Origin of the sequence: Flavobacterium taihuense (assembly GCF_019351435.1) — a bacterium.
Taxonomy (GTDB): domain Bacteria; phylum Bacteroidota; class Bacteroidia; order Flavobacteriales; family Flavobacteriaceae; genus Flavobacterium; species Flavobacterium taihuense.
Genome location: NZ_JAHWYN010000044.1, coordinates 1 through 3,319 on the forward strand (window position 1 = coordinate 1; position 3,319 = coordinate 3,319).

At 47.4% G+C, this 3,319-nt stretch carries 2 tRNA genes and 1 rRNA gene; all 3 read right to left on the reverse strand.

The features are described 5' to 3' along the window. Positions 1-3: 3 nt before the first annotated feature. A 23S ribosomal RNA gene (locus tag KZH69_RS20165) occupies positions 4-2,894 on the reverse strand. 134 nt (positions 2,895-3,028) lie between these two features. Next, positions 3,029-3,102, reverse strand: a tRNA-Ala gene (locus KZH69_RS20170). A gap of 89 nt (positions 3,103-3,191) precedes the next feature. Further along, positions 3,192-3,265: transfer RNA gene (locus KZH69_RS20175), tRNA-Ile, on the reverse strand. Positions 3,266-3,319: the final 54 nt, after the last annotated feature.

Here is a 3,319-nt window from a genome sequence, read left to right on the forward strand (position 1 = left end):
GGTGTACATAAGCTTACGGGTTATTAGTACTACTCGACTATGACATTACTGCCTTTACATCTATAGCCTATCAACGTGGTCATCTCCCACGACCCTTAAAAGAAATCTCATCTTGTGGTGGGTTTCGCGCTTATATGCTTTCAGCGCTTATCCCTTCCAAACGTAGCTACTCTGCGATGCTCCTGGCGGAACAACAGATACACTAGAGGTTTGTCCAATTCGGTCCTCTCGTACTAGAATCAGATCCACTCAAATTTCTTGCGCCCACAGTAGATAGAGACCGAACTGTCTCACGACGTTCTGAACCCAGCTCGCGTGCCACTTTAATGGGCGAACAGCCCAACCCTTGGGACCTTCTCCAGCCCCAGGATGTGACGAGCCGACATCGAGGTGCCAAACCCCCCCGTCGATATGAGCTCTTGGGGGAGATCAGCCTGTTATCCCCGGCGTACCTTTTATCCTTTGAGCGATGGCCCTTCCATGCGGAACCACCGGATCACTATGCTCTACTTTCGTACCTGATCGACCTGTATGTCTCTCAGTCAAGCTCCCTTATGCCATTGCACTCTACGCACGGTTACCAAGCGTACTGAGGGAACCTTTAGAAGCCTCCGTTACTCTTTTGGAGGCGACCACCCCAGTCAAACTACCCACCAAGCAATGTCCCCCGCAATCGCGGGGTTAGGCCTCAGATAAACAAAGGGTTGTATTTCAACAATGACTCCACAACGCCTAGCGACGCCACTTCACAGTCTCCAACCTATCCTACACATCATTTATCCAAGGTCAATACTAAGCTATAGTAAAGGTGCACAGGGTCTTTTCGTCCCACTGCGGGTAAACGGCATCTTCACCGTTACTACAATTTCACCGAGCTCATGGCTGAGACAGTGTCCAGATCGTTACACCATTCGTGCAGGTCGGAACTTACCCGACAAGGAATTTCGCTACCTTAGGACCGTTATAGTTACGGCCGCCGTTTACTGGGGCTTCATTTCAATGCTTCTCCGAAGATAACATCTCCACTTAACCTTCCAGCACCGGGCAGGTGTCAGGCCCTATACTTCATCTTACGATTTTGCAGAGCCCTGTGTTTTTGATAAACAGTCGCCTGGACCTCTTCACTGCGGCCTCTAGTATTACCTAGAGGCGACCCTTCTCCCGAAGTTACGGGTCTATTTTGCCTAATTCCTTAGCCATGAATCTCTCGAGCACCTTAGGATTCTCTCCTCGACTACCTGTGTCGGTTTGCGGTACGGGTACTTATTACCTGAAGTTTAGAGGTTTTTCTTGGAAGCCCTTAGGCGCACTATCTCTTTGACCGAAGTCTCCGAGTACTATCGTATTTCCCCAAGCCGCGTGGATTTGCCTGCGCAGCTTATAGGTAGGTACTTCAACGAACTATTCCGTCAGTTCGCGGCGCTTTCATCACTCCGTCACCCCATCACAGTAATAACTAGTACGGGAATATTAACCCGTTGTCCATCGACTGTCCCTTTCGGGTTCGCCTTAGGTCCCGACTAACCCACAGCTGATTAGCATAGCTGTGGAAACCTTAGTCTTTCGGTGTGCGGGTTTCTCGCCCGCATTATCGTTACTTATGCCTACATTTTCTTTTCTAACCAGTCCAGCATACCTTACGATACACCTTCAACCCTGTTAGAATGCTCCCCTACCACTCCGTAAATAAATACGAAATCCATAGCTTCGGTAATATGTTTATGCCCGATTATTATCCATGCTCGTCCGCTCGACTAGTGAGCTGTTACGCACTCTTTAAATGAATGGCTGCTTCCAAGCCAACATCCTAGCTGTCTGGGCAGACAAACCTCGTTCTTTCAACTTAACATATATTTGGGGACCTTAGCTGATGGTCTGGGTTCTTTCCCTCTCGGACTTGGACCTTAGCACCCAAGCCCTCACTGCACGGAAACATTATATAGCATTCGGAGTTTGTCAGGAATTGGTAGGCGGTGAAGCCCCCGCATCCAATCAGTAGCTCTACCTCTATATAACTTTGCGCCGTGCGCTGCACCTAAATGCATTTCGGGGAGTACGAGCTATTTCCGAGTTTGATTGGCCTTTCACCCCTACCCACAGGTCATCCGAAGACTTTTCAACGTCAACCGGTTCGGACCTCCACACTGTGTTACCAGCGCTTCATCCTGCCCATGGGTAGATCACACGGTTTCGCGTCTAACACTACTGACTAAAGCGCCCTATTCAGACTCGCTTTCGCTACGGATCCGTGGCTTAACCACTTATCCTTGCCAGCAACGTTAACTCGTAGGCTCATTATGCAAAAGGCACGCCGTCACCCCACGAAAGGGCTCCGACCGCTTGTAAGCGTATGGTTTCAGGATCTATTTCACTCCGTTATTCACGGTTCTTTTCACCTTTCCCTCACGGTACTGGTTCACTATCGGTCTCTCAGGAGTATTTAGCCTTAGCGGATGGTCCCGCCAAATTCAGACAGGGTTTCACGTGCCCCGCCCTACTCAGGATACCACTATCTATTACACTTATTACTTATACAGGGCTATCACCTTCTCTGGCCCTACTTTCCAGTAGATTCTAATTCTTTGTGCATAAAATGTCGTGGTCCTACAACCCCAACATTGCCGTAACAACATTGGTTTGGGCTAATCCGCGTTCGCTCGCCACTACTTACGGAATCACTTTTGTTTTCTTCTCCTCCGCCTACTTAGATGTTTCAGTTCAGCGGGTTTGCCCACCTATCGGTGTACTATGTCTTCAACATAGTGGGTTGCCCCATTCAGGTATTTACGGATCAATCGGTGTGTGCCCGTCCCCGTAACTTTTCGCAGCTTATCACGCCTTTCATCGCCTCTGAGAGCCAAGGCATCCCCCATACGCCCTTATTTTGCTTATTGTACCAATCTTAAACTTAATTAAGACCGTTTTGTTTCGATTTCCTAATAAATTAGAAAACCTGCTTTCTACTTTTTATTATTTCTTATCTCAATATGTCAATGAACTTTTATTTACCATTTTTACGGTAAATCAGTGGAGAATAACGGAGTCGAACCGTTGACCTCCTGCGTGCAAGGCAGGCGCTCTAGCCAGCTGAGCTAATCCCCCAATCTAATTATGAATTGTGAATTATGAATTATGAATCTTTACCCATAATCTCTCAACTCTAGAATTTCCTTTTTTTAAGGTGAAAATAGTTGTCTCGGACAGACTCGAACTGTCGACCCCTACATTATCAGTGTAGTACTCTAACCAGCTGAGCTACGAGACACTCTTCATTCTTATTTTTGCGCTTTTTTTATTTTACGCTTTTTTTTTAAANTNA